The sequence below is a fragment of the Paenibacillus shenyangensis genome (genome assembly GCF_000346635.1).
In the GTDB taxonomy this organism is placed as follows: domain Bacteria; phylum Bacillota; class Bacilli; order Paenibacillales; family Paenibacillaceae; genus Saccharibacillus; species Saccharibacillus dauci.
The window spans coordinates 78,698-102,235 of the sequence record NZ_AOIG01000027.1; the positions used below are offsets into that span (position 1 = coordinate 78,698).

The 23,538-nt window shown below is 45.6% G+C and carries 24 protein-coding genes; 18 read left to right on the forward strand and 6 right to left on the reverse strand.

What is annotated here, in order from left to right; genetic code table 11:
- Positions 1–159: 159 nt before the first annotated feature.
- Both H065_RS0120770 and H065_RS27190 read left to right on the forward strand, forming a co-directional pair.
- On the forward strand, positions 160–759 hold the full coding sequence (locus tag H065_RS0120770) for a DUF2087 domain-containing protein (protein ID WP_017815015.1): 600 nt from the start codon (positions 160–162) through the stop codon (positions 757–759).
- A gap of 207 nt (positions 760–966) precedes the next feature.
- The gene (locus tag H065_RS27190) at positions 967–1,707 is read left to right on the forward strand and encodes a hypothetical protein (protein WP_017815016.1); all 741 of its coding nucleotides are present in this window, start codon (positions 967–969) and stop codon (positions 1,705–1,707) included.
- 251 nt (positions 1,708–1,958) lie between these two features.
- Here H065_RS27190 and H065_RS0120780 read toward each other — a convergent pair whose 3' ends face one another.
- Positions 1,959–2,474 (reverse strand): pyridoxamine 5'-phosphate oxidase family protein, encoded by a 516-nt coding sequence (locus H065_RS0120780; protein ID WP_017815017.1) that lies wholly within the window; start codon positions 2,472–2,474, stop codon positions 1,959–1,961.
- 266 nt (positions 2,475–2,740) lie between these two features.
- On the opposite strand from H065_RS0120780, the gene H065_RS0120785 reads away from it, so the two are divergent.
- Together H065_RS0120785 and H065_RS0120790 are read left to right on the forward strand one after the other, a co-directional pair.
- On the forward strand, positions 2,741–4,303 hold the full coding sequence (locus tag H065_RS0120785; RefSeq protein WP_017815018.1) for an ArnT family glycosyltransferase: 1,563 nt from the start codon (positions 2,741–2,743) through the stop codon (positions 4,301–4,303).
- 3 nt (positions 4,304–4,306) lie between these two features.
- The gene (locus H065_RS0120790) at positions 4,307–5,005 is read left to right on the forward strand and encodes a hypothetical protein (protein ID WP_017815019.1); all 699 of its coding nucleotides are present in this window, start codon (positions 4,307–4,309) and stop codon (positions 5,003–5,005) included.
- A 191-nt stretch (positions 5,006–5,196) separates the two neighbouring features.
- On the opposite strand, the gene H065_RS0120795 is transcribed toward H065_RS0120790, so the two are convergent.
- On the reverse strand, positions 5,197–6,186 hold the full coding sequence (locus H065_RS0120795; protein WP_017815020.1) for a DUF4003 family protein: 990 nt from the start codon (positions 6,184–6,186) through the stop codon (positions 5,197–5,199).
- 191 nt (positions 6,187–6,377) lie between these two features.
- On the opposite strand from H065_RS0120795, the gene H065_RS0120800 reads away from it, so the two are divergent.
- The 3 genes from H065_RS0120800 (at position 6,378) to truA (ending at position 9,258) form a co-directional block, all read left to right on the forward strand.
- Entirely contained in the window at positions 6,378–6,602 is a 225-nt protein-coding gene (locus tag H065_RS0120800; RefSeq protein ID WP_017815021.1) for a hypothetical protein, read from the forward strand.
- Positions 6,603–7,047: 445 nt separating this feature from the next.
- On the forward strand, positions 7,048–8,409 hold the full coding sequence (locus H065_RS0120805) for an amino acid permease (protein WP_017815022.1): 1,362 nt from the start codon (positions 7,048–7,050) through the stop codon (positions 8,407–8,409).
- Between the two features lie 99 nt (positions 8,410–8,508).
- Entirely contained in the window at positions 8,509–9,258 is a 750-nt protein-coding gene (truA, locus tag H065_RS0120810) for a tRNA pseudouridine(38-40) synthase TruA (RefSeq protein ID WP_017815023.1), read from the forward strand.
- 61 nt (positions 9,259–9,319) lie between these two features.
- Here the strand turns inward: truA and H065_RS0120815 are convergent, their stop codons facing one another.
- Positions 9,320–10,051: an aminoglycoside 3'-phosphotransferase gene (locus H065_RS0120815; RefSeq protein ID WP_017815024.1), complete on the reverse strand. Its 732-nt coding sequence runs from the start codon at positions 10,049–10,051 to the stop codon at positions 9,320–9,322.
- 71 nt (positions 10,052–10,122) lie between these two features.
- Between H065_RS0120815 and H065_RS27975 the strand changes: the two genes are divergently transcribed.
- A complete protein-coding gene (locus H065_RS27975; RefSeq protein WP_017815025.1) occupies positions 10,123–10,269 on the forward strand; it encodes a hypothetical protein in 147 nt (48 codons plus the stop codon).
- Positions 10,270–10,274: 5 nt separating this feature from the next.
- Here H065_RS27975 and H065_RS0120825 read toward each other — a convergent pair whose 3' ends face one another.
- Positions 10,275–10,820, reverse strand: a complete 546-nt coding sequence (locus tag H065_RS0120825) for a TetR/AcrR family transcriptional regulator (protein WP_017815026.1) — start codon at positions 10,818–10,820, stop codon at positions 10,275–10,277.
- Between the two features lie 188 nt (positions 10,821–11,008).
- On the opposite strand from H065_RS0120825, the gene H065_RS0120830 reads away from it, so the two are divergent.
- The 3 genes from H065_RS0120830 to H065_RS0120840 all read left to right on the forward strand — a co-directional run bounded on the left by H065_RS0120830 (position 11,009) and on the right by H065_RS0120840 (position 13,614).
- Entirely contained in the window at positions 11,009–12,049 is a 1,041-nt protein-coding gene (locus H065_RS0120830) for an NAD(P)-dependent alcohol dehydrogenase (protein WP_017815027.1), read from the forward strand.
- 396 nt (positions 12,050–12,445) lie between these two features.
- Positions 12,446–12,610 (forward strand): hypothetical protein, encoded by a 165-nt coding sequence (locus H065_RS27980; protein ID WP_017815028.1) that lies wholly within the window; start codon positions 12,446–12,448, stop codon positions 12,608–12,610.
- 176 nt (positions 12,611–12,786) lie between these two features.
- Positions 12,787–13,614: a hypothetical protein gene (locus tag H065_RS0120840; protein WP_017815029.1), complete on the forward strand. Its 828-nt coding sequence runs from the start codon at positions 12,787–12,789 to the stop codon at positions 13,612–13,614.
- Between the two features lie 153 nt (positions 13,615–13,767).
- Here H065_RS0120840 and H065_RS0120845 read toward each other — a convergent pair whose 3' ends face one another.
- Positions 13,768–14,049: a hypothetical protein gene (locus H065_RS0120845; protein WP_017815030.1), complete on the reverse strand. Its 282-nt coding sequence runs from the start codon at positions 14,047–14,049 to the stop codon at positions 13,768–13,770.
- A gap of 384 nt (positions 14,050–14,433) precedes the next feature.
- Here H065_RS0120845 and H065_RS0120850 point away from each other — a divergent pair, with 384 nt between their 5' ends.
- Positions 14,434–15,330, forward strand: coding sequence for an SDR family oxidoreductase (locus tag H065_RS0120850; RefSeq protein WP_017815031.1), 897 nt, complete (start codon positions 14,434–14,436; stop codon positions 15,328–15,330).
- A 145-nt stretch (positions 15,331–15,475) separates the two neighbouring features.
- Here H065_RS0120850 and H065_RS0120855 read toward each other — a convergent pair whose 3' ends face one another.
- A complete protein-coding gene (locus H065_RS0120855) occupies positions 15,476–16,459 on the reverse strand; it encodes a helix-turn-helix transcriptional regulator (RefSeq protein WP_017815032.1) in 984 nt (327 codons plus the stop codon).
- Between the two features lie 128 nt (positions 16,460–16,587).
- Here H065_RS0120855 and H065_RS0120860 point away from each other — a divergent pair, with 128 nt between their 5' ends.
- The 6 genes from H065_RS0120860 to H065_RS0120885 all read left to right on the forward strand — a co-directional run bounded on the left by H065_RS0120860 (position 16,588) and on the right by H065_RS0120885 (position 23,455).
- On the forward strand, positions 16,588–17,490 hold the full coding sequence (locus tag H065_RS0120860; RefSeq protein WP_017815033.1) for an SDR family oxidoreductase: 903 nt from the start codon (positions 16,588–16,590) through the stop codon (positions 17,488–17,490).
- Between the two features lie 26 nt (positions 17,491–17,516).
- Positions 17,517–18,056, forward strand: a complete 540-nt coding sequence (locus H065_RS0120865; protein WP_017815034.1) for a histidine phosphatase family protein — start codon at positions 17,517–17,519, stop codon at positions 18,054–18,056.
- Positions 18,057–18,136: 80 nt separating this feature from the next.
- Positions 18,137–19,240, forward strand: coding sequence for an NADH:flavin oxidoreductase (locus H065_RS0120870; protein WP_017815035.1), 1,104 nt, complete (start codon positions 18,137–18,139; stop codon positions 19,238–19,240).
- Between the two features lie 369 nt (positions 19,241–19,609).
- A complete protein-coding gene (locus tag H065_RS0120875) occupies positions 19,610–20,416 on the forward strand; it encodes an alpha/beta hydrolase (RefSeq protein ID WP_017815036.1) in 807 nt (268 codons plus the stop codon).
- Between the two features lie 154 nt (positions 20,417–20,570).
- A complete protein-coding gene (locus H065_RS0120880; RefSeq protein WP_017815037.1) occupies positions 20,571–22,535 on the forward strand; it encodes a GTP-binding protein in 1,965 nt (654 codons plus the stop codon).
- Between the two features lie 155 nt (positions 22,536–22,690).
- The gene (locus H065_RS0120885) at positions 22,691–23,455 is read left to right on the forward strand and encodes an SDR family NAD(P)-dependent oxidoreductase (RefSeq protein ID WP_017815038.1); all 765 of its coding nucleotides are present in this window, start codon (positions 22,691–22,693) and stop codon (positions 23,453–23,455) included.
- Positions 23,456–23,538: the final 83 nt, after the last annotated feature.

Consider the following 23,538-nt stretch of genomic DNA (forward strand, 5'->3'; position numbering starts at 1 on the left):
AACCTGTTCAGCCAGATATACGACCAACTTATGAGAACGCAAACAGAGATTTAAATACTTTATATAAAGTTTGACTATGTGAGCTAATTCGATTATAGTCTAATTTAACAAATATCTAATTAGATGATTGTTAAATTAATTAAGAGAGGAGAATAGAACATGCAGCTGGATAAAGTAGTAGCCTATCATAAAGCGCTTGCCGATCCTACGCGTATCAAAATGCTTATTCTGCTAGCCGAAGGAGAGCTAAACGGTCAGGCGCTAGCAGAAAAATTGCATGTAACACCAGCCACGATTACTCATCATGCTACCAAGTTAAGAGAAGCCAGTCTTATCAACGAGCGCCGGGACAAAAATACGATTTATTTCTCGTTAGACAATTATTTCATCAAAAATAACGCACTCGCAGCAGTCAGGCTCATCTATCGAACTGTAGAAGGAGGACAACCCATTATGGATGACAATCAGAAAAATATGGCAGCTTCTATTATCAGGAACTTTATCGGTAAAGATGGTCGATTGAAAAGTATTCCGGCTCAGCTCAAGAAAAAGCTGATTGTACTGGAACATCTGGTATCGCAGCTGGAACCGGGACGCAAATATGAGGAGAAAGAGATCAATGAATTTATCAAATCTTTTCATGAAGATTTTGCAACGATCCGCCGTGAGTTTATTATGCATCAGTTCATGTCGAGAGAAGATCAGGTATACGAACTGAATCCGCCGGAGATGTGGGCGAGATGGGAGCAGCTGGCATAGACTATGGAGGTAAAGCAAAGCCAAATCTTAAGCAAACAGCGAATGGTATAACTCATTCAAATACAATATACCTGTATCCAAGTTATCATCCTATGCAGGAAAATTTTCTTCTAATATGGAATTCTGTATAGGATACATACAAGCTTGTACAAGCAGCAATTGCAGATAGACATGTAGTATCAATTACAAATGCAGAGGGGAATATATATGAAAAAATTCGTCCAAATCGCCTGTATATCCTCATTGGCAGCAGCCGTATGCCTGACAGGAGCAGGATATGATTCAGGTACAGCAGCAGCGGCTAACTCCTATTTTCATGCGCCTGTCACTGTGAACAAGCAGACGTCGACAGACCGACTGAAGCTGACCGCAGGCCCTGTAACAGTGAACGCTTATACAGGTGCCGCAAAGGATTATCGCGGTAATCCTTATATTAACAAACTGCATATCACTGATGGGAAGATACAATACGATATAGCGCTGCAAGAATCTACTGCATCGCTGGACTCGATATCCGTATCGCCCTCCGGCAAATTTATTGCGATCAAGACCCGGCTGGAAGGAGGCAGCCAGCTTCTGCTGGTGAACCTTAAACAGCAAAAACATATCATTATTAATCATATTGCCGGTCATATGAAGAATGTAGAAAGTATGTATACCTATAGCTGGTCGCCTACCGGAGATCAACTGGCATTTGCCTATGGAGATTCGTCCATGGGGCGGATTGCCATTTATAATGCATCTTCTGGTAAAATAATCGATGTGCCGAGAGAAACCAGTATTATTTCGACCACAGCCGTATTATGGAATTCGCAGGGGACTGTACTGGATCATATAAGCGAATATCCATCGAATCATTTCGGGCTATACCGATATACGATAAACACGAAAAAAGTAAAAATGATAAAGTCATTAACAATAAAGCAAATGCAGGAGCTAAGCTTCTGACAAGTTGAAATTAACAATCGAAGCCGTCTTCATTAAATATCCGGTACTGGATAATAGATACTGAATAACACATACTACTAACAGAACGCAAAGTATAGAATAGAAAACATCAAAAGACCACCAGTTATCCGAATGTGGATATATGGTGGTCTTTGTTTATATGGTTCTGTGTAATTGACTGCTGTCATTGAAGTAACCTGCTGCTATCTATCAAATAAACAGTGGCTAGGCATATTGGTTGGATTAACCGATTAAGACTGATCCGGCGCCTGCGTCAGATCTACTGTCTCGTTCAGACCCGGCTCGGATCTGGGATCGGAGTTTTTGCCGACGGCTTTTTTAAGTAGATGAGTAACCATCTTGGCAGCACTACCGCTTTCCCAGTATTCGGCAGTCTCTGTATGAATCCGGATGAGTACCAGGTTGGGATCGTCATAGGATACATCCAGAATTTTCTCATACATCTTGTTCCACATTTCCTTTTTGCGCTCCAGATCATTAACGAATTCAGCAGTCCCGCTGATCGATACATAGGATTTGCCGGCATAGGCTACATTGACACGCGGATCGGCCAGCAGCTCCGTATATTTGGAAGTATCCTTTTTGGTCAGAAACCACAGATCTCCATCAAATTCGATATCCTGGGTCTTCATTGGGCGGGACACCAGACGTTCTCCAGAAATAGTGGTCAGCATCGCTGTCTCAATATCTTTGATCAGTTCGCGGACCGTTTCGACGGATTCGGCATGAGTAACAGGTTCGGACATGATATTTTCCACCTTTCATCAAGCGGTTAGTCTTCCAGCAGAACTGGAAATAAATAAAGACGGTAATGGTAAGTATTAAACATAGTGCTCTATGGATAAACGGAAGCAGCACTACAGGATGTGTCTGCTTTTAATAATTTATTCATATTCACCATTTATAATACGGACACAGGTTGGATCTGTCAGAAAATATATCCCGTGCGGTATTCATGGCATTGGTATTTCACTTCGTATTTCTCATCACACTACCGCAAAGGAGTTTTTACATGCAGAGAGTTATCCAGAATGCAATTTACGGTATACTCGCCGTGTTTATGGCGCTGTTTATCGGTTCGTCTTTATTTTTGAGAGCGGAATATAATTATGCGGTGTACAGTGACAGGCCTATTCTGCAGCAGCAGCATCTGTTTATTCTGGTACTGCTCGTGTTCGTATTGCTTATTGCCAGTCTGGTATTATACAGATTATGTCTGCAACTGAACCGCTATCGTCCGCAGATTGTTATTCCGGTCATATTGGGAATTTCACTGGCGATCCAGCTGGCTATTATCTTCCTGCTGCCGCGTCTGCCAACCGATGATTCACAAACAGTTGTATCGCTGGCAATGCAGATGCTAAACCAGGAAGATTATTCTACTTTCCAGTCCGGTGGATATCTGTATATGTTTCCTTTTAACTTCTCTACCGTGCTCTATATCAAGGCACTGCTTTGGATGTTCCCGGACAATTATCTGGTTCTGAAAATATTCAACATCCTGTTCACACTGGTCACGACATTCATGATCTATCTGATCTATAAGCAGCTGAATGAACGTTCTATTAATAGAGATTATGGAGTGCTGGTATTTGCCGCCACCTATATTCCGGCGCTATTGATGAGCAACTTTATCTACAACGATATTATTGCGACGACGCTGCTGACGGCTGCTCTATATACAGTTATCCGGTTTGTAAAAACACGGTTGATTCGTTATATCGTACTGGCAGCTATTCTGCTGGCACTTGGTAATTACTTTAGAAGTATCGGAATCATTTTCCTGATTGCTTCTGTCATCTATCTTCTCTTGAACTGGCAACGGATCGGCTGGAGACGATTGCTGATCTCGCTCGGGCTGATGGCAGTGCTGTTCAATGTACCCAGTTGGACACAGAATGCAGCTTTGCAGGCATCAGGTGTAGTCAGTCAACCGACCAGTACCAATTCCGCCCCTGTCTATATGTGGCTGAATATGGGAATGAATCAGAGTACATTCGGATTCTGGGACAATATGCTTAGCTATACTATTTACCAGCGTGAAGCAGGATACAACAAGGCAGCAAGTATTCCACTATTTCAGCAGGCGATTCAGGACAAAGTGACCAGCATGACACTGGGTGAACTGGCAGAACTGTATTACAAAAAGCTGATCTGGACCTGGACCGAAGGGACTTACCAGGTCGAACGCTATGGTATTGGCAATGAACGATCTGCAAGTGGCGGTATGGGATTTGTCATGGGAGGATACAGCTACTCAACCGCAATTACACAGCTATTCGCTGGAGATTCGGTCTATCGAAGCGGTCTGATGTGGATATTGTATGCGATCAACTTCCTGATGTTCATATTTATACTGGTAAGGCTCACAGGAGCGATTCGCAGAAAACGGTATGACGAAGTATCGCTGGTGCTGGTGATTCTCGGATTCATTGGATTCTATCTGCTCTGGGAGATCAAGTCCCGTTATATTTATCCGGTCTATCCGCTGCTTATCATCCTGTCTTATATGGGCTTCAAGGATGTCTATGACCGCCTATCTCGATATATCCCATTTCTCGGAAAGGGTGATTAATTCATGCGAAGTAAAAAATATGTATGGTGCTGGTCGGCAATGCTGTTATCTGGTGCTATGTTATTGGGTGGATGTGATGTAATTACGTCCCAGAATATTACCGCTAATAGCGGGGCTGGTATGAATGGGAATGGAGGCGGAATGGGCATGAATGGCGGCCCAGGCCGAAATGGTGGTTCTATGCGCGGCATGATGAATGCGGATGTAATTGGCAAAGTAATATCTGTTAGCGGAAATACACTCCATATCGAGCTGATGGAGCAAAGTCACAGCGATGGCCAACCTCAAGCCCGTACAGGATCAACCGATACCGATACACCAGCTGTACAAGGTTCGCCTGCTGACCATTCATCTTCTTCTGCTCCAACTACAGGCAGTAATCGTCCATCAGATAGCAGTAACAGTCCCGGTACGGATCATACCGATGCCGGTAATTCTCAGCAGCCACCAGGCAATGAAGGAACAAATCTGAACAGTACCGGCGAGAAGAGAGCGCTCCAAGTCAGCGAAGAGGTACAAATCTCCGAAGGACCCGGTATGATGCCGCAGATCAATGCCGACCCATCGTCTGCATCTACAGCCGATCCTGCCACTGCGGCTAATCGTTCCGAGCTCCAACTGTCCGACCTCCAAGCAGGCGAGACGGTCATGATCTGGTACAAGGATAATACCGAGACGGTAGACCGGATCACAGTCATGTAGCTTGTTTTGTATAGTCTTCGGTATCTGTTCATCTGCCTAGTGAAATGAGATGAACAGGAACAGCAATAGAGTACCCACTCATTAAAAGAATGATTGCATCGCAAAATAAACAGGAACGTCTGATATGAATCAGCGTTCCTGTTTGTTATTTCCATGTATAGTGTATCCTATATGACTGACTGGAACTGCATTTAGCCGGAAGCCGAAGAAGAAGCGGCTGCACCTGCTGTTACAGCAGCAATCATTGCAGTCTGCTGGGCAATAATAATATTCGTAATATTGGTAGTCAGATTCGACGTGAGTACATCCTGACGAGCTTCATCGATATTACGGGAGGCGACCAGTGCCGCCGTATAAAGTAGCCGTTGCTCTTTGTTGAGCGACCAGCGGGTAAATCCTTTTTGTTCATGTAAATAGGCATATACTTCAGCAATATCATCAACCATCACCTTTGGATCCGCGGGTAGTAGCGCCAATACACCAAGAGAAGATAGCGTATACTGCTTGTCCATGCGCAAGTCCCGATCCTTCAGTAATTCTCGCAGCAGCAGAAGGCGATCCAACGTATCGCGGTTCTCACCGCCAAGCACCAATACTTGTGTCAGTGACTGGAGACTATTGCTGTTGCGGAATTCTGGCTTCAGCGATAAATGCAGCTGCTCCATACGCTCGACTCCAACCACCGGATCGATATCCGACAAACCTAGCATCGCAGCGAAAATATAATCATCCCGATTGGTCAAGAACCGGTGATGCTGCTTCATGCCTTCATAAAAGGCCTTCATTCGTTCTATCGTATGTATATGCTGATTCGGCGCAGTATTGGCAGCTATCTCATAAGCGGCAATCACCAGATACTCAGACGCTTTGAATCCGTCTTGTTTGAGCTGTTCATAGACAGATAATGTGCGCTGCAGCTGCGTTTCCTGATCTCCGTGTAGGGAAAGCATAGATGAGATAGCGATCGCAGCCATGTTGCGGAACATCGAGAAGCGGCTGGTATTTTCCTTGAGCATATTATAACTATTACGGATCGCTTCAGCAGGAGCCTCATTGCCTTCAAGTGCATACAACAGAGCAGCCAGTCGGGTAACATTGACATTTTGCCATGGGAATTCTTTTTTGATATTTTGCATATTTGCAGTTAGTAATTCAAGCCTGATCTGATCTTGTGGATTCATGGTTTGCACCCCTTTATGGTAAACTAAAGATAGATTGGAGCCTTGAACTAATTTTACCATACTATGGAGTAGGAAGCTGCCTGCAGGAAAAAGAGGACGAGTGTACCGTAAGACGGAGGCAGCTAGTTCAGGTTATTGAATTAGCAAATGTACGATTACGCAGGACTACTTTATTGAAAAGGAGCTTCCTTATGAAATCCGAAAATAGAGATCAACAGCAACTTGTTCAGACAGAGAGCCATGAAGTGGCATCGTTCAACAGCGTAACGGAACATTACCATACAATTATGGGTGTTCCTCGTCAGCCGGCAGAGATGTCCAGCATACCTGCACCTATACGCTGGTTTGGTTATTTTGGGTTTGGAGGAATTCTGGTAGGAGCGGCTACGATGCTTATTGTTGCTCTTTTTCATTAAAATACAAACAAGAAAACAGGAGATATATTAAAGCGCTTTATCTATATTGTCACAATTTGTTCACAATGTCCGTTTGTCATGGACATTGTGTTTTTGTTTTGCTTTTGAATTATTTTGATGTAAATAAAAAGCTGTTTCTAATACAACGTACATGATGAGAGGAATATATCCACCATATGAGAAACGTAAATAATCCCAAATTACATATAAAATAAATGCATGATTGACAGAATGGGAGAAGGGTCTATTTAGGATGCAAAAAAAGTAATTGTCCACGAAGAGTAGACACTGTTTTCTCCGACAAGGCAAACAATGCTTTCACTTGTGATCCGTCCTATTGAAATTACATAATATGTTACATTACAATGTGGCAATGCGATTCTGTATTACATAAATGTATTTGTAATTCAGGCTGTACTCAAGCACGGTAAAGGGGCGTTTTTCTTTGGAAGCCAAACAATTGAACAGAGGACTAAAAGCAAGACATATTGAATTGATTGCGCTTGGGGGGACGATTGGTGTAGGGCTGTTTATGGGGTCGGCGAGTACGATTCAGTGGGCAGGACCTTCCGTATTGCTGGCTTACTTGCTGGCAGGAATTATTATGTTATTCGTTATGCGGATGATGGGGGAAATGCTGATTATGGAACCGGTCACCGGTTCATTTGCAACCTTTGCCCATAAATATATTAGTCCGTTGGCTGGATTTGTTACGGCTTGGAGCTACTGGTTCCTGTGGATAACAGTCGGAATGGCAGAAGTGACCGCTATCGGTATCTATGTAGGATATTGGTTCCCGGATATTCCGCAGTGGCTGCCGGCTCTGGCAGGCGTAGGCATTATTGCAGCAGCGAATCTGGCGGCGGTCAAGTTCTATGGAGAATTTGAATTCTGGTTTGCGATGATCAAGGTGGTAGCCATTGTATGCATGCTGATTCTGGGCACAGGCATGATATTCTTTGGACTTGGGAATGGCGGCGAGCCGATCGGATTATCGAATCTGTACAGTCACGGCGGCTTCTTTGCTGGTGGGCTCAAGGGATTCCTGTTTGCGCTCTGTATTGTTACGGCAGCTTATCAGGGGATCGAGATGGTGGGCATTACAGCCGGTGAAGCCGAGAATCCCAAAGAAACGCTGCGCAAATCCATTAAAAATATTATCTGGCGAATCCTGATCTTCTATGCAGGCGCTATTTTCATTATTGTAACGATCTATCCATGGAATGAAGTAGGGCAAAATGGCAGTCCGTTTGTACTTACATTTGCCAAAGTTGGTATCGTCGCAGCAGCTGGAATTATTAACTTTGTCGTGCTGACAGCTGCGATGTCTGGCTGCAATAGCGGTATTTATAGTGCAGGACGAATGTTGTATACACTGGCACAGAATGGTCAGGCTCCGAAGTTCTTTGGTAAAGTATCCAAAAGCGGCGTACCACGCAACAGTATTCTGACGACTATTGCACTGCTGCTGATCGGCGTATTATTCAACTATCTATTCCCGGATTCCAAGCTGTTCCTCTATATCTACAGCGCCAGTATTCTGCCGGGCATGATACCATGGTTCGCCATGGCGTTCAGCCAATTCCGCTTCCGCAAGCAGTGGAAAGAGCAGATACAGGATCATCATTTCAAATCGCTCTTTTTCCCGGTGAGCAACTATATCGTGATTATTTTCCTGTCACTGGTACTGGTGGGAATGTGGTTTAACCCGGATACCAACTTGTCGCTGATTGTAGGAGCGGTATTTATCGGTATCGTGATTATAGGATATTATGTATTTGGAATTGGCAAACGACAGATAGGCTGAACAGGCAGCTTGTGGTACATTAGAAGACAGGAGAGCCGCGATACATAAGCTCTGCGTTTCTATTCAGGCATCACAGCCAATTTGCCATAAGGAGCCAATATGAATAACTACAAATTAACTATCCAATACGACGGTGACCGCTACAAGGGATGGCAACGTCTGGGCGATAGTGATCACACTATACAGGGCAAGATCGAGAAAGCCATCTCTGTACTGACCGGAGAAGAGATTGAGATTGTCGGCTCCAGCCGTACAGATGCGGGTGTGCATGCACTTATGCAGGTCGCCAATTTCAAGACTCGTCAGGACCTGACAGAAGAGCGCATTATGAGCTTTTTGAATCATTATCTGCCACCGGATATCAGTATTATCCAGGTAGAGCAGGTCGATGAGCAGTTCCATGCCCGCTTTCATGCGACAGACAAGACCTATCTGTACAAAGTATGGAATCGCGCGTACAGCCATCCATTTATGCGTAAATACAGCATGCATGTCGTCAAGCCGCTGGATATTGAGCGCATGCGCCAGGGAGCCGCTCATTTTATCGGCGAGCATGATTTTACTGCTTATGCGAATGCCAAGTCGAAGAAAAAGGATTCGGTTCGCACGATCCATGCGCTGGATATACAGGAGAAAGACGGCTTTATCGAATTTCGGGTAAGTGGCAATGGGTTCTTGTATAATATGGTTCGCAAAATGGTCGGTACGCTGATTGCAGTAGGACTTGGGGAAAAGAAAGCAGAAGAAATCCCTGGTATCATTCTGTCCAAGGAACGCTTGCAAACTGGCGGAATGGCAGAAGCTGAAGGTTTGTATCTGGAAGAGATTCGTTTCAAACAGCAAAAATAATAGGCAAAAACCGCAGATGCTTATTCTGCGGTTTTTTTGTGGAATGAATCAGCGTGTAATATTACTCTGTCCAGTCCACCAATTTGCTGAAATAATGTACACCATCCATATTCACATCGTCTTTTCCATACGCATCCAGGAATATATCATGATATTGCTCGGTATCCAGATTGTATTGGAGCGTCCATAATCCCCAGTAAATATCATAATTACGATCTCCGATACCACCATAGCCGGTATCGATCAATCCGCGCAAATGGTAGTTCTCCATAATCACATTGGGAAGACAGTAATCTCCATGAATAATCACATTATCGACTGGCACATAGTTGAGTTCTTCCAGTAGAGAAGCGGGGATACCGCTATCTAGTGCTTCCTGCCGGATTTCTGCACTTCTGCCGGGATAGGGACATCCGGTCAGGGGAAGCTCATGCAGCCTGCGCAGATGATAGCCAAATGCAGCAGCCAGCTGCTCGGGATCGTTGATGTGATCAGGATCCACACCGTCTGTACCCTGAACCGCTGCAGTTAATAGATAATCATGAGTATCATCACCTGTATATTCCATTACACGTGGAGCCATCTGATGAGCATGCAGAAATTCATTCATGCGATATTCCCGTTCCAGTGTTCCTTTGGCACTAATTTTGAGGAATAAAGAAGGCGTGCCTTCAATAAAAAGCGTTCTGGCATTCTCGGAAGAACTGCTATCGTAAATAAGAGCGTCGTTCATATAAGATTGCAAGGATATAGGAAGCTGGCTGGCATCGTATGTAATCAGTGTTTTTCTCATTGATATGGATCTCCTTTAAGAAAGTTTTAGGGTGTAAGTAATAAGATCTAATACTATAAAAGGAGTACAATTTGGACAGGGCAAGAGGAAGATTATTCATCGTTATTTTTGGTATACCGCATAAGATACTTGTAGGCATCGTGCCACTCGTTCTGGGTAAAATGACGATGGCAATCCGAAATGCCAAGTTCAGTTCTGCTTCGGAAGCATCGGGATAAAAAGTCTATACAATGCGCTCCAGCAACTCGCCTACTTTGTCAGCCATAATACGAGGGGGATAGGGCATGCCGTTTTTTAGCCACCACTCGACGATCCCTACGTAACCATTAGCGACAAACTGCACAACGATTTCTTCGTTTTGGCCATGGTTTTTACCCATGGTAATATCCACATCATTTCGGAATTCCTCTATATTAAATTGGAGAAACCGGCTGCGGAAATAGATAGCACCTTCACTGGCGAGCATCGTGGAAAAGAATTTGTAGTTGCTTTCAAAATACTCCATGCAATGAATGGTTGATTCGATAAAATCCATATCGGCAGCAGAATCGCAAAAGTTTCCCAGATTTTGAATATGCTCTTCCATGATCTTGTCGAGCAGGTCGAATTTATCCATATAATGCAAATAAATAGTACCCCGGTTCACATTAGCGCGATCGGCAATATCCTGAATACTGATATTGTCGAAGCTTTTTTCGCCCATTAGTTCAATCAGCGCATGTTTGATAGCCGTTTGGCTTTTGGTTATTCTTCGGTCTACTTTGTTCATCCTTATTCACCCGGCCTTTCAAAAGATAATTAACAATTTTGCACAATTTGTTGATTATCCAACAAATTGATTCCATTTAACTATTGTGGATCATGGACTGTTATATATAATTATTAACAGATGTTGATTAATCAATCAATGATGATTATCAGCTGTATAATAAGATAAATGCACAGGAGGTTTTATTCATGGTTACAGCCAAAGTAAGAGCAGTCGATGGGGCAGATCAGCCGTTCCACGCAACGACAATTGAGCGTCGTGATCTGGATACCCAGGACGTATTGATCGAGATTAAATTTGCAGGCATTTGCCATTCCGATATTCATACTGCACGTGGAGAATGGGGTCCTGTTAATTATCCACTCGTTCCGGGACATGAGATTGCCGGTATCGTAACCGCTGTCGGTTCCGAAGTTAGCAAGTACAAAATTGGTGATCGTGTCGGTGTTGGTTGCATGGTCGATTCCTGCCGCGAATGCGCTAATTGCAAAAAAGGCGAAGAGCAATACTGCCATAAAGGCAATGTGCCTACTTACGCTGGTGTGGACAAATACGGCCAACCTACCCAGGGTGGTTATGCTTCCCATATCGTCGTAACCGAAGATTTTGTACTGGGGATCCCGGACAATATTAGTCTGGAACATGCTGCTCCACTGCTATGCGCAGGTATCACTACGTATTCACCACTGCGTACATGGAATGCAGGCCCTGGCAAAAAGGTAGCCGTAGTCGGACTGGGCGGACTCGGTCATATGGCAGTCAAGATTGCTCATGCCATGGGTTCAGAAGTGACGGTATTATCCCAATCCCTGAGCAAAAAAGAAGATGGACTGAAATTCGGTGCTGATCATTATTATGCGACCAGCAATCCAGAGACTTTCCAGAACCTGGCAGGTCAATTTGATCTGATCATCAACACAGTGAGTGCCAAGATTGATCTGGATGCCTATATCTCGCTGCTGGGGCTGGATGGTACGATTGTTAATGTGGGAGCTCCTGCCGAGCCATTGTCGATCAATGTATTCTCACTGATCAGTCAGCGTCGTTCCTTTGCCGGATCGATGATTGGCGGCATTCGGGAAACACAGGAAATGCTGGACTTCTGTGCCGAGCATAATATTGTTCCTGAGATCGAGATTATTTCTGCTGATCAGATCGACGAAGCATATACGCGTGTACTGGCTTCCGATGTACGCTATCGCTTTGTTATTGATACCAGCACACTGTAAAGTTAGGCTAAAGCTTATGTCCTGTATGACAGGGCATGCCATATGCAGTAATTATATAGTACAGAAGCAAGCGGGGCTCCTATCAAGGGAGTCCTGCTTTTTTTATGAGGATTGTTGAGGAAATCTGTTATTAGCCGGAGTCAGCATCTCGTTTTGCAGATGCAATACTTCATAAAAGTATGAGATTCAATAATGGAATTTGCCCTGCCTGATAATTATATATGCATGAAAAGAGCTGAGTTCTCTGATTCATGAATCATCATTATATTTTCGTAAAAATATTTTGGATATACATCATCCCAAAGCGATTCATGAGTAACAAATGGGTGTAATAAATCTCAAATTTGATTTACCAACTAAGCTAAGGCCTCAGGCCCAAAAGGGAGCGAATAAATCATGAATGAAAATCGCAATGTAGATGTGGATAAAAGAGAGGTACGGGTAGAGCGCAGATCCGACTCCGGCATGGTAGCATCGACATTTATCAAATATGCAGCCTATATCATTATTCTTGGTCTGGTGCTGTGGTTCCTGATCAAATATATTTTGCCTATGTTTTGATGGACACTAATGGATAGACCCGTTTTGCTGATTAAAATAAGCGAGCGACCATTACTGTAGGCAATCTATATATTTTGTAATGTAAAAGCCTTTCGGACAGGATACCGGAAGGCTTTTTTGAGTGGTAATAATACACGTGCTACAATAAAGACATTGAAATACAAAGGAGTGTACATATGCATATTTCCGAACAATATATCCGTGCTTTTCCAGAGTATGAAGAGGTCTTTGCAGAAGATATCGAGCGGCATCGGCGGCATTTTTTACCAATTTGTTCGATTAACCTGAAGTGCCTTTTCCCGGAAAAGGATCAGTGGGTTCATTTTGTATCCGTTAAGGAAATCTATGAAGGCACGGTAGGTCAAATGACGTCTGCGTTTCATACGGAATGGACACAGGAAGATTCGATTGCTTTTGATGTAGTAGATGGCAAGTACCGATTTGCGGGAGATTGGAATTACTTCCTGATCGAACAGGAAGAGCAGGTGAATGCCGAGTATGAACAACTTAAAGCAGCTGGTGACAAGCAATATCTCAAGCTAAAAAAAGTAAAAAATCAGATAGATTCTCTGAAAACGGTCTATGCGGAAAATGAGCAGGACTATGAAGCGAGAAAACAATTCTACAAACAGGAGCAAAAAGTTCATCCTTATTCATCCGATGAGCCGATGAAATCGGTGCAGGAAGTAATGGAATCCTGGCAATCCTATCAGGAGAAAGGTTGGGGGATCACTTATCCTGAAATTAACGGATTGCTGGAAGACCTGGATTTGCGTTCCGAACAAATACAGAAGATCTTTCAGGAACATGGTGATTCGGAGGAAGAATACCGTACTTTTGAATCTACTAATCTGCTGTCTGTGCCGCATCGTCCGGATGGCAGCGTGTTTCCGTATATTGGAGCGCTCACCGGTTATTATTTTCAGGCTTATGGATCGGATTGGATGTATCTGTTCTATGATGAATCTCTGCAAACTGCAGTCATCTGTCTGGAATATACCTGATCAATCCACAGGATAAAAAGCAATAATCAAAATACCGGATCCGACCTACCTGAGTATGCAGGCGGTTGGGTCCGGTATTCCTTATAGTTATCGTACTATATTATTAAATCGGCTGGTCTATGTAAACTGCATACTATAAGCTGTAGATACGTTCTAGTTTTGCTCCATTTTCTCAATTTTACGGTAATCGCGCCATATCCGCCCAACGACCAGAAACAAAGGCACCAGTAAAAAAAGCTGTAAAGGTGATTGCCACCAAAAAGCCAGAAAAATCAGACATGCAGCGATAGGAATTCCAACGCCCAGCACGATATTCGAATGCCGGATTCCGCGTTTATCCAATTTGCCAATCAGATAACGTGCGGCAAAAATAGCAATTAGTGCATATACAATAATAACGATAGAGAAAATAACAAAACCAGTGAGCAAGTACATAGGCAGTATCCCCTTTTCATAATAATGAACACAAATGAATGACTGTGAAATGTACGTATTAACGATAAACTTCAACCATTCCTCGATATAAATTATTACGGTAATACGTAACCGGGATTGGCAATAGGTTAATCTCAATATCCAATAAATCCCATATGCTTCTATCGTAACATAAACAAAACAGGAATACATCTTCGCAGACAACATCATTGTATGCGTTCTCACTAAATGCCAAATACACTGACAATCCACATCGTTGTACCAAAATGCACAACGTTCCGTTTAACGAAGTGTCATGACGGTTACATAAAAAGAGTTGAGAGATTTTATAATTGATGCTATTCAAAGTAACTTATTCACACCATTCAGAGGAGGAATTATATCATGGCCGATCAATACACAATGCAGGATCCAACTACACAGTATCCGAAAGCTGGACCGGAGTTTCAACAGCAGCAGCCGGAACCGGGAATTCAGAAAGACATGACTCCTGTTCCTGATTCGGGAGAAAAGAGTTACCGCGGTACAGGTCGTCTGACCGGACGCAAAGCTGTCGTAACGGGGGCAGATAGTGGTATCGGACGTGCAGCAGCTATCGCTTATGCTCGTGAAGGAGCAGATGTTGTATTATCCTATCTGCCAGAAGAAGAAGCTGATGCACAGGAAGTGGTCAAGCTGATTGAAGAAGCAGGACGCAAAGCCGTTACTGTACCGGGAGATCTCAAAGATGAGCAATACTGTGTACAACTCATCGAGACCGCTGTCAAAGAACTTGGCGGTATTGATATTCTGGCAAACGTTGCCGGCAAACAGCAGTTTGTTCCGGAAATCGCTGATCTAACAACAGAACAATTCGATCATACATTTAAAACCAATGTCTATTCCCTATTCTGGCTGTGCAAAGCTGCAATCAAGCATATGAAGCCAGGCAGCAGTATTATTAATACATCTTCGATTCAGGCCTATAATCCTTCACCAATCCTGTTGGATTATGCTACAACCAAGTCTGCAATCAATACATTCAGCAAAGCACTGGCTCAACAGGTTGCCGAAAAAGGCATCCGCGTCAATGTCGTAGCTCCGGGTCCAGTATGGACACCGCTACAAATTGTGGGTGGACAGCCAGAAGAAGCGCTTAAAGACTTTGGTTCCCAGACACCGCTTGGTCGTCCGGGTCAACCGATGGAAATGGCTCCAGCTTACGTATTCCTGGCCAGTCAGGAATCCAGTTATGTAAGTGGCGAGACACTCAATGCCAACGGTGGTACACCAACTCCGTAAGCAGCTAGTATAACAAGTATACGATATTATAATGTCTTCATATCAGAAGCCCTTCCCAATTATCGGGAAGGGCTTTTTGGATACATCTGATTATATTCTGCTCTACTACATAACAAGACATAATTGAGTCTGTACGAAAGCTGCTTTATTCCATAGAACATGAAGAATCCTGATACAGATGAACAATTGCAGCTGCCTGCTTCCTGATACGCTGACGCAGATCTTCGGGAAATAGCACTACTATTTCGTTACTATAGCTCAGCAGCATACAGCAGGCATGCTCCAGCGTAGCAAATTGGATATTCGTCTCACACCAATCCGGTTGATCGGTGCAAGGCTGAATGGTACCCGTTTGAATATATCTTTCCTTTGTCAGCCGGCTCAGGGTTGCAGTTTGTACACGAACCCTAGCATTATAGCGGGGAAGATTATTTTTAAACTGGCGTGTGGATTGCTCCCAGTAATCCGGCAAACTGAAATCGGCTGGAGGGGAGAACCCTGCTTCCTGTATTATCGCTTCTATAATTCTGGATACCCGGTAAGTACGCGGTTCGTGGTATTCATCATCTGTATGAGCGATCATATACCAGACCGAACGTTTGGCTACCAGCCCCAGCGGACACAATAGACGATCCCAAATTTCTTCATCACGTTGATAGCGGATATGCAGCTTTTTCTCGGAAAATACGGCCTCCTGAATAGTTAGAAGCTGTGGTGAAGATTGATCGGCTTCATACCATCCGGCACCATCCATATGAATTTTGGAGCGGATGATTTGAGCTGTCTGTAATGCATTGGAAGGCATAACAGCGAGCAGTTTTTGCAAAGCATCATCGAAATGCTGCTGAATACCCAGATCGGCCAGCAGTTGAGGGTGGGAAGACAGCAGCAGAGAGCCCAGTTCTTCCGGCTTGATGCCTGTTAATGAAGTCCGATAGCCGTCAGTTAATCGCCAGCCACCCTGACTGCCTCGCTCCGCATATATCGGTATACCGGATGCGCTGAGTGCATCCATATCGCGGACGATGGTGCGTACCGACACTTCCAGTTTTTGGGCGAGTTCACGGGTTGTTATTTTACCCTCATTTTGAATCAATAACAGGATGCGCAGCAGTCGATCTGCTCTCATAATTACCCTTCCTTTCAGGATGAGTTTTAATTCTTTATATTTTTAATTTCTTTATTATATAAGACACAAGGTGGCATATATAGCAGGTATGATCAAAATATACCTATCACTGTGGAGGAGGAACAATCATGAATACATTCACAACTAATCTGAGAGGTGAAGTAGCTCTGGTAGCCGGAGCTACACGTGGTGCAGGCCGTGGTATTGCTGTAATGCTGGGTGAAGCAGGCGCTACGGTATACTGTACGGGCCGAAGTATACGTGGTCTGCCTTCCGATCTGAATCGCAGCGAGACGATTGAAGACACCGCTGATATGGTAACTGCTCATGGCGGACATGGAATTGCGATACAGGTGGATCATACCGATGAGCAGCAGGTCCAGAAGCTAATGAAGCGCATCATGGATGAGCAGAATGGTCAGCTGGATATTCTGGTGAATGATATCTGGGGCGGAGAGAAGCTAACAGAGTGGGAGACACCGTTCTGGCAGCATTCCCTCGCTAATGGTCTACTGATACAGGATCGTGTATTGAAGACGCATCTGATTACGAGTCACTATGCAGCTGCCTTGATGACGGCACGAGGCTGCGGTATGATCATCGAAGTAACCGATGGCACTGATTATTCTTATCGTGGCAATCTGTATTACAGTCTAGCGAAGATCGCACCGATTCATATGGCGGCCGCTATGGCAGTGGATCTTCGCCCTTATGGAGTAACAGCTGTATCTGTAACACCGGGATTTCTGCGTTCCGAGGAAATGCTGGAGCATTATGGCGTAACCGAGGCGAATTGGATGGATGCGGTGCAGGGCGGCAAGCAGCATGCCGAACATTTTAGCGAGTCGGAGACGCCGTATTTTGTCGGACGGGCTATCGCTTCACTGGCCGCCGATCCGGAAGCGTCGAACAGGTCTGGACAGGCATTATCGAGCTGGGGATTATCTGATGTATATGGATTTACCGATGTGGACGGCCGCAGACCACACTGGGGGAATTATGCCGCTGCTCATGGATTAGGGCCAGCCTGATGAAATGAAAAAAAGGAGAGTAACCGATGTCTAATATGTATATCATTCGTCATTGTGAAGCACAGGGACAGGCACCGAATGCTGCCCTTACGGAGAAAGGGCGCCGCCAGGCAGAAGCCTTGGCACATCTGGCGGAGATGCAGCAGATCGATATTATTGTAACCAGTCCGTATGAGCGTGCCTATCGTACAATTCAGCCATTGGCTGAGCGGCTTGGTCTGAAGGTAGTAACCGATGAACGATTGATCGAACGTGTACTGTGTGGACAGGATGCACCGCAGTGGCGCGATATGCTTCGACGTACTTATGATGATCCACATCTATGCTATCCGGGTGGCGAATCCACCAGCGCAGCAGCGGCACGTGCGAATCAGGTCGTGAGCGAACTGCTGGAGCAGGGCTATCATGAGCCGGCAATAGTGTCTCACGGTAATCTCATCTCTCTGCTGCTGCGATCCTGGGATGCTACTTATGGATTCGCGGAGTGGGAAGCCATGACCAATCCGGATATTTACAAGGTATCATGGAATACGGATATACCGCTTATTAGAAGGTTGCTGGTTTGATTTACATATATCACTATGCTAAGGTATTGTTGTTACGAAAAATAATCAAGTAATCCATCATATGCAAGGAGGACGTTAACATGAACACAGAATCCTTATTCAAACCTTTTCAAAGTGAGAAGCTGGAATTGAGCAATCGCGTTGTTATGGCACCGATGACACGAGGCTTCTCACCGGGTGGTGTACCTGGACCGGACGTTGCAGAATACTACCGTCTTCGTGCTGCAGGTGGTGTGGGCCTGATTATTACGGAAGGCACAGCAATCAATCATCCATCGGCAGTAAGTGGAGCGAGCATTCCTCTTTTTCATGGTGAAGAAGCACTTGCTGGATGGCAAAAAGTCGTTGAAGCTGTTCATGAAGCAGGCGGCAAAATAGCACCTCAGATCTGGCATGTAGGCATGGCGCGCAAACGGGGAGACGAACCCAATTCCGAGGTAGCACCGGTTGGACCGTCCGGACTTGACCTGTCAGGCAACAAAGTCAATGAACCGCTGACCGAAGAAGAGATTCAGCAGCTCGTTCAGGCTTATGCACAGGCAGTAGCCGATGCCAAACGGATCGGATTTGATGCGGTAGAGCTGCATGGAGCACATGGCTATCTGCTGGATCAATTTCTCTGGGAGCGTACCAACCAGCGAACCGACCGTTACGGCGGCGATCTGGTAGCACGTACTACATTTGCGGCTGAAGTAGTGAAAGCCTGCCGTGAAGCAGTGGGTCCGGATTATCCGATTATTTTCCGCTACTCCCAATGGAAAATGTCCGATTACAAAGCACGCCTCGCCGAAACGCCTGAACAGCTGGAGCAGCTTCTCCAGCCGCTCGTCGATGCAGGCGTAGACATCTTCCATGCATCGACACGCCGATTCTGGCTGCCGGAATTTGAAGGCTCTGAGTTGAATCTGGCAGGCTGGACACGCAAGCTCACTGGCAAACCGGCTATCTCCGTCGGCTCGGTGGGTCTGAAATCCGAATTTGCCAACCGTACGGAACAGGTGGAAGAGGATGACCCGGCGGCGCATATCGATCCGCTGCTGCACAAGCTGGAAGATCAGGAATTTGATCTAATCGCTGTAGGTCGTGCACTGATCGGCGATCCGGCCTGGCCGAACAAAGTTCGTGAGAATCGTACGGACGAGATTGAGATGTTCACTCCAGAAGCACTGCAAAAGCTCGTCTAGATAATAATGAGTAGCTAACAGTCTGCATATAGAATTTATAATATCGCGCCTTTGCCGGCAGTCTCCTGCATCCAGGATCAACTGTCGGCAAAGGCGTTTTTGATAAAAATCGTCTCCGACAAGCTGTGATCATAATCAGGTGAGCAGTAATATTACATACAGTAATAGGAGTATCACACAAGTCCGTAGTAACAACAAAAGGGCGATCCACTGTATCCCTTTTAACTGACTGAACAGGTCGACTGGCATACTCTCTTTGAAGATAATGTTTCGAATAAGCAGGAGAGAGGTAGTGGTAGATGAAGCGTATACAAACGAAATCATAATGTTGTCCACAGCGATCAAGCTGGACTATCAGGAGGTTACATAATGAGCGAACAACAATCCATTGTTACACGATCTACATGGGTCGATCATATCCCCGTATTATGGTCAGAACCGGAAATCAGCCCTTCCCGGCGGCAGCTGATTATCCTGCTGCATCCATTTAATGGTTCCAAAGAAACGATGCAGCCCATGCTGGAAGAATTGGCTGGACTCGGATTTATCGCTGTCAGTCTGGATGCCTGGCAGCATGGTGAACGTAGTCTGAAGGATGAAGAAGATTTATTTGGCAGAGTATTCGGCAATTTCCGGCGTTATATGTGGCCAATTCTGGGACAGACTACCGTAGATACCCTGCGTGTTGTGGATTGGGCCATCCATGAGCTACAGGTCGATCCTTATGTACAAATAGGCGGGTTATCGATGGGTGGCGATATTGCCGTTGCAGCCGCTGGTATTGACAGCCGTATTCACAAGGTAGCGGCAGTCGTTGCCACACCGGACTGGCTGCGTCCCGGTATGGAGGATATCCGTCAGCCCGGTACGCCCGTCCCTGCTGGTGAGCCGGATGCCTATGCGGCTTACTGGTATAACCAGCTGAATCCGCTGACCCATCTGCCTGCCTATAATCACCATCCGGCGATTCATTTTATATGTGGCGAAGAAGACACTCATGTACCGCCGGATGGTGCACTGCGCTTCCAGGCAGAAATGGCGGATATGTATCAGGATCACCGCAATACAGTAGCTGTCACACTGATTCCCAATATGGGACACCGGGAATCAGCCCAATATGATCTCTGGTGGCCGGAATGCCGGGAATGGCTGATCCAGAGTCAGATGCCGGAATAAAAGAGATATATCACAAAATGCCAATGCCGGATTCCTCTAATTAGGAAATCCGGCATTGCTGTGCTGACACGTAGCAAATCTATGCGATAATGGAAAGATCATCTGCTGTCCTCTAGGTCAGCAAGTATAATGAACAGAACCAGGGAGACTATCTATGAATAAGACGATTGGCATGCTGGCGCATGTGGATTCAGGCAAGACGACATTTGCCGAGCAGCTTTTATATCATACCCGTAGCATTCGCAGCCGGGGCAGAGTGGATCATCAGGATACTTTTATGGATAACCACGAGATCGAGCGAACACGCGGAATTACCGTATTTGCCGGTCAGGCTGTGATGCAGTATAGAGAATCAGTATATTATTTGCTGGATACACCGGGACATGCCGATTTCTCGGCCGAGATGGAGCGGGCACTGCGCATGATGGATTATGCGGTGGTACTGATCAGTGCAGTCGAGGGTATTGAAGGGCATACTGAAACTATCTGGCAATTGCTGCAGGAATACCAGATCCCCACTTTCTTTTTTATTAATAAAATGGACCGGATCGGTGCAGATGCAGACAGGGTAATGCAGGAGATTCAAGATCTGCTGACACCGGATGCAGCCGACTTTACCCGATACTGGAATCTTGATCAGCATGAATCGGTGAGTGAGGAACTGCAGACTCTGTTGGCAGAGCGGGATGAAGTGCTGCTGAGTGCCTATCTGGATGGTAAAGTGACCGAAGAACAGTGGGAAGCAGCCATGATCCGCATGATTCGTGAAGGTCAACTGTATCCTTGCATGTATGGTTCAGCTCTGCAGGATGAGGGCATTACACGATTTCTGGAGCAGCTGGATCGGCTAACGATCACAGACTACGATGCCGAGCAGCCATTTGCCGGGCAAGTGTACAAGATTGGTCATGATAGCAGCGGAACGAGAGTTACATATATCAAAGCACTACAAGGCACACTCCGTGTACGAGACAATCTGACCTATGCCTCGAGTCTGTCCAGTCAGATGATGGAAGAGAAGATTACCAGCATACGTATTTATAATGGCGAGAAGTATCAATCGGCAGATTATGCTGTAGCTGGTGAACTGTTCGCTGTAACCGGACTGACCGAAGCAGGTCCTCTGACCGGATTAGGTGATCATACAGGCAATCGTCCATTTCAGCTCATTCCGGCATTGACTTCGCGAGTGAACTATCCGTCTGAACTGCCTATCCGGGACGTACTGCGTATTTTCCGCGAGCTGGAGGCGGAAGATCCATCGCTTGGCGTAACTTGGGAAGAGCAGCTGCAGGAGCTGCATATTCAGGTGATGGGAGCGATCCAACTGGAGATTCTGGAGAAAGTACTGCTGGATCGCTTTCAGGTACAGGTTACTTTTGAACCGCCGGAGATTCTGTACAAGGAAACTATCAGCAATTCGGTAACCGGGTATGGTCATTTTGAACCGCTGCGTCATTATGCTGAAGTCCATCTACAGTTGGAGCCCGGAGCAAGAGGCAGTGGTATTACGTTCCGCAATGCCTGCCATCCGGATCAGCTGGCGGTCGGTTATCAGAATCTGGTCGGCCAGCATGTACTGGAACGTGAACATCATGGTCTTCTGACCGGAGCCGGATTAACGGATACCGTTATTACACTGCTCACCGGCAGGGCGCACAACAAGCATACCAGTGGAGGCGATTTCCGTGAAGCGACGTATCGTGCGATTCGTCAGGGACTGGAGCAGGCCGACAATATCGTGCTGGAACCGTATTACCATTTCAAAATCCGCACCGAGCTGGAGCATATGGGGCGGATTATGTCCGATGTGCAACAGGCGAATGGAACCATCGAATCCCCCGAGATGACGGCAACACACTGTCTTCTGACTGGCAAAGTACCGGTAGCGACCTTTATGAACTACAGCGCGGAACTGGCTTCCTTTACCCATGGCAAAGGAATGATCAGCCTGACCTTCGATGGTTACCATCCATGTCATAATCAGCAGGAAGTGATTGAACGTAAGCAGTATCGCAAGGAAGCCGATCCGCTCTATTCTTCTTCTTCGATTTTTTGTGCCAAGGGGCAGGGGTATTCGGTACCCTGGCAGGAAGCCAAAGATCATATGCATGCTTAACAGGTTCAATAACACGATTTCAAAATTAAGTTTTGAGAAATAAAATTGCTATAAGTGATTAGTGGACTCTGCTGGTGGTAATACAAAGTTAGTATGTATCCAAAAGTCGCAATTCATATCTGACTTTAATATAACCGTCAAAGGAGTGCTTACACATGACAGCCAAACTACAGGGAACAGTCGCACTAATCACAGGAGCAAGCAGCGGAATTGGTGAAGCTACAGCGAAAACACTCGCTGCACAGGGAGCTGCGGTAGCTATCGTGGCACGCCGCAAAGATCGTCTGGAGCAGCTGGCAGCAGAGATTACAGCGAGCGGCGGCAAAGCGCTCGTAATCGAAGCGGATATTACAGATCAAAAACAGGCGGAGCAGGCGGTTACCCGTACAGTCGAGGAGTATGGACGTCTTGATACGGTCATCAACAATGCCGGCGTTATGCTGCTGGGTCCTGCATCGGATGCGCCGCTGGAAGAATGGGAACGCATGGTATCCATTAATGTAAATGGTCTGCTGTATGTATCTCATGCCGCGCTGCCGCATCTGGTAAAAAGCGCCTCGATCTCTGATCGTAAAGTAACGGATCTGATCAATATCAGTTCGGTAGCCGGACGCAAAACGATGGCAGGTGGAGCGGTCTATAATCTGACCAAATTCGGCGTAGCCGCCTTTACCGATGCACTGCGTCAGGAAGTAGCCGGTCAAAGTGTGCGCGTAGCTGCTGTGGAACCGGGGGCAGTAAAGACCGAACTAAGCTCTCATCTGCGGGATGAGGTTCGTGAACAGAGCATGAAGAGTTTCAGTGATATCGAACTGCTGGAAGCTCAGGATATTGCCGAAGCGATCGAATATATTGTGACTCGTCCACGGCATGTGGCTGTCAATGAAGTGCTGATTCGTCCAACCGATCAAGTGATGTAATTGCCCGATTTGCCAAGCAAATAGGTTACCTGTAAATATAGCAAAAAGAGCAGCACCGCATATAAACTGTACCCTTTGTAAAG

Excerpts from the sequence above, each read along its gene's own strand:
- H065_RS0120770 (WP_017815015.1), top strand. The coding sequence starts at position 160 with ATGCAGCTGGATAAAGTAGTAGCCTATCATAAAGCGCTTGCCGATCCT.
- H065_RS27190 (WP_017815016.1), top strand. The coding sequence starts at position 967 with ATGAAAAAATTCGTCCAAATCGCCTGTATATCCTCATTGGCAGCAGCC.
- H065_RS0120780 (WP_017815017.1), bottom strand. The coding sequence starts at position 2,474 with ATGTCCGAACCTGTTACTCATGCCGAATCCGTCGAAACGGTCCGCGAA.
- H065_RS0120785 (WP_017815018.1), top strand. The coding sequence starts at position 2,741 with ATGCAGAGAGTTATCCAGAATGCAATTTACGGTATACTCGCCGTGTTT.
- H065_RS0120790 (WP_017815019.1), top strand. The coding sequence starts at position 4,307 with ATGCGAAGTAAAAAATATGTATGGTGCTGGTCGGCAATGCTGTTATCT.
- H065_RS0120795 (WP_017815020.1), bottom strand. The coding sequence starts at position 6,186 with ATGAATCCACAAGATCAGATCAGGCTTGAATTACTAACTGCAAATATG.
- H065_RS0120800 (WP_017815021.1), top strand. The coding sequence starts at position 6,378 with ATGAAATCCGAAAATAGAGATCAACAGCAACTTGTTCAGACAGAGAGC.
- truA (WP_017815023.1), top strand. The coding sequence starts at position 8,509 with ATGAATAACTACAAATTAACTATCCAATACGACGGTGACCGCTACAAG.
- H065_RS0120815 (WP_017815024.1), bottom strand. The coding sequence starts at position 10,051 with ATGAGAAAAACACTGATTACATACGATGCCAGCCAGCTTCCTATATCC.
- H065_RS0120825 (WP_017815026.1), bottom strand. The coding sequence starts at position 10,820 with ATGAACAAAGTAGACCGAAGAATAACCAAAAGCCAAACGGCTATCAAA.
- H065_RS0120830 (WP_017815027.1), top strand. The coding sequence starts at position 11,009 with ATGGTTACAGCCAAAGTAAGAGCAGTCGATGGGGCAGATCAGCCGTTC.
- H065_RS27980 (WP_017815028.1), top strand. The coding sequence starts at position 12,446 with ATGAATGAAAATCGCAATGTAGATGTGGATAAAAGAGAGGTACGGGTA.
- H065_RS0120840 (WP_017815029.1), top strand. The coding sequence starts at position 12,787 with ATGCATATTTCCGAACAATATATCCGTGCTTTTCCAGAGTATGAAGAG.
- H065_RS0120845 (WP_017815030.1), bottom strand. The coding sequence starts at position 14,049 with ATGTACTTGCTCACTGGTTTTGTTATTTTCTCTATCGTTATTATTGTA.
- H065_RS0120850 (WP_017815031.1), top strand. The coding sequence starts at position 14,434 with ATGGCCGATCAATACACAATGCAGGATCCAACTACACAGTATCCGAAA.
- H065_RS0120855 (WP_017815032.1), bottom strand. The coding sequence starts at position 16,459 with ATGAGAGCAGATCGACTGCTGCGCATCCTGTTATTGATTCAAAATGAG.
- H065_RS0120860 (WP_017815033.1), top strand. The coding sequence starts at position 16,588 with ATGAATACATTCACAACTAATCTGAGAGGTGAAGTAGCTCTGGTAGCC.
- H065_RS0120865 (WP_017815034.1), top strand. The coding sequence starts at position 17,517 with ATGTCTAATATGTATATCATTCGTCATTGTGAAGCACAGGGACAGGCA.
- H065_RS0120870 (WP_017815035.1), top strand. The coding sequence starts at position 18,137 with ATGAACACAGAATCCTTATTCAAACCTTTTCAAAGTGAGAAGCTGGAA.
- H065_RS0120875 (WP_017815036.1), top strand. The coding sequence starts at position 19,610 with ATGAGCGAACAACAATCCATTGTTACACGATCTACATGGGTCGATCAT.
- H065_RS0120880 (WP_017815037.1), top strand. The coding sequence starts at position 20,571 with ATGAATAAGACGATTGGCATGCTGGCGCATGTGGATTCAGGCAAGACG.
- H065_RS0120885 (WP_017815038.1), top strand. The coding sequence starts at position 22,691 with ATGACAGCCAAACTACAGGGAACAGTCGCACTAATCACAGGAGCAAGC.